This is a genomic window from Phaeobacter sp. PT47_59 (genome assembly GCF_028890025.1).
GTDB lineage: Bacteria > Pseudomonadota > Alphaproteobacteria > Rhodobacterales > Rhodobacteraceae > Phycobacter.
In genome coordinates, this window is sequence record NZ_JARCJL010000058.1 from 1 (window position 1) to 2205 (window position 2205).

The window sequence follows — 2205 nt, forward strand, 5'->3', positions numbered from 1 at the left end:
GTGACGTGGGTCAGGACAAGATCGACGCCGCTCAGGCGATCAACGCGGGCTTCTAATAGCCCCACCCCGGAACGCGCCGCTTAGAAGACCGGTGACGCGTTCCGTTTTCGCAGGCGGCGTGGGGATCCGCCGCCTGCATTCTTTTTCAGAACAACAGCATGGGGGATACTGGCATGTCGGGGGCAAGAACCGGCCCGGCCGGGTTTATCAATTCGCTCGAAGAAACGCTGATCGCGCTCCTGTTGGGGCTGATGACGGTGATTACCTTCGCCAATGTGGTGGCGCGTTTCATCTTCAACTCCAATATTCTCTGGGCGCTGGAGCTGACGGTGTTCCTGTTTGCCTGGCTGGTGCTTCTGGGCGCCTCATACGCGGTGAAGACCCATGCGCATCTGGGCGTTGATGCCGTGGTCAACACGCTAGCAGCACCCGCGCGCAGGATGCTGGGGCTGATCGCCGTCGGCGCCTGCCTCATGTTCTCGCTGCTGCTGCTCAAGGGCGCCTATGACTACTGGGCGGTCTTTGCGGATCTGCCGCCCACCTCGGGGCGCTGGTTTCCAACGGGCTTTGACATGAAGGCCCGCAGCCAGAGCTTCTACGAAGTGCAGGACGTGCCGATGATCGGGATCTTCGCCTTCCTTGAGGATCTGATCAACTACGGCGATTCCTATGAGAAACTGCCGAAGGTCGTACCCTATCTGATCCTGCCCCTGTCGATGCTGTTGCTGGTGCTGCGCTTTGCCCAGGCGGCGGTTCGGATCTGGCACGGCACGGCCGACCGGCTGGTGGCCAGCCATGAGGTCGAGGATGAAATGGACGAGGCTCGCGCCCGCGCAACCGAGGGAGAAAACTGATGGACGTGATCCTTCTCTTTGCCATGGTCGTGGGCCTGATGCTGATCGGGGTGCCGATCGCGGTCTCGCTCGGCCTCAGCTCCACCCTGTTCCTGCTGATCTACTCGGACAGCTCGCTTGCTTCGGTTGCGGGCACCCTGTTCGAGGCCTTCGAGGGGCATTTCACCCTGCTGGCGATCCCCTTCTTCATCCTGGCCTCGACCTTCATGTCGACGGGCGGCGTGGCGCAGCGGATCATCCGGTTCTCCATCGCCTGCGTCGGGCATTTCCAGGGCGGTCTAGCGATTGCGGGCGTCTTTGCCTGCATGATGTTCGCGGCGCTCTCAGGATCGTCCCCGGCGACCGTGGTGGCCATCGGATCGATCGTGATCGCGGCCATGCGCCAGGCGGGCTATACCAAGGAATTCGCTGCCGGCGTGATCTGTAACGCGGGCACGCTGGGCATCCTCATCCCGCCCTCCATCGTGATGGTGGTCTATGCGGCCTCGGTCGATGTTTCGGTGGGGCGGATGTTCCTTGCGGGCATCATTCCGGGTCTTCTGGCGGGCCTCATGCTGATGGTGACGATCTACGTGATCGCCCGCATCAAGGACATGCCCAAGGGCGAATGGGCCGGTTGGGGCGAGGTTGGTGCCTCCTTCCGTGAGGCTTTCTGGGGCCTGTTCCTGATCGTGATCATCATGGTCGGGATCTATGGCTACCCGTGGTATTCCGCCGAACAGGGGCTTTACAAGGAAGCCGCCATCTTTACCCCGACCGAGGCGGCCGCGGTGGCTTCCGTCTATGCCTTCCTGGTGGCAACCTTCGTCTACCGGGATATGGGGCCGCTGGCGGGCAGTGACACTCGTCCGCGCCGCTCCGTGCTGCAGGCGCCGGTCGCGCTGTTGTCGGTCTGGTTCCACAAGGACACCAAGAAGGCGCTGTTCGATGCGGGCAAGCTGACCGTCACCCTGATGTTCGTGATCGCCAATGCGCTGATCCTGAAACACGTGCTGACGGATGAACAGGTGCCCCAGCATATCGCCAATGCGATGCTGTCGGCCGGTTTCGGTCCGGTCATGTTCCTCATCGTGGTGAACGTGATCCTGCTGATCGGCGGTCAGTTCATGGAGCCCTCGGGCCTGTTGGTGATCGTTGCGCCGCTGGTCTTCCCGATTGCCATCGAGCTGGGTATCGACCCCATTCACCTTGGCATCATCATGGTGGTCAACATGGAGATCGGCATGATCACCCCGCCGGTCGGTCTGAACCTCTTCGTCACCTCCGGCGTTGCGGGCATGCCGATGATGGGCGTGGTACGGGCGGCATTGCCCTTCCTGGCCGTGCTCTTCGTCTTCCTGATCATGGTGAC

2 protein-coding genes are annotated in these 2205 nt (G+C 62.0%); both read left to right on the forward strand.

Features of this window, described 5'->3' with window-relative positions:
* Positions 1-173: 173 nt before the first annotated feature.
* Positions 174-854, forward strand: a complete 681-nt coding sequence (locus PXK01_RS21795) for a TRAP transporter small permease (RefSeq protein WP_274848290.1) — start codon at positions 174-176, stop codon at positions 852-854.
* On the forward strand, positions 854-2205 hold a 1352-nt coding region (locus PXK01_RS21800; protein ID WP_274861718.1), incomplete at its 3' end, for a TRAP transporter large permease. The genes PXK01_RS21795 and PXK01_RS21800, both read left to right, overlap by 1 nt.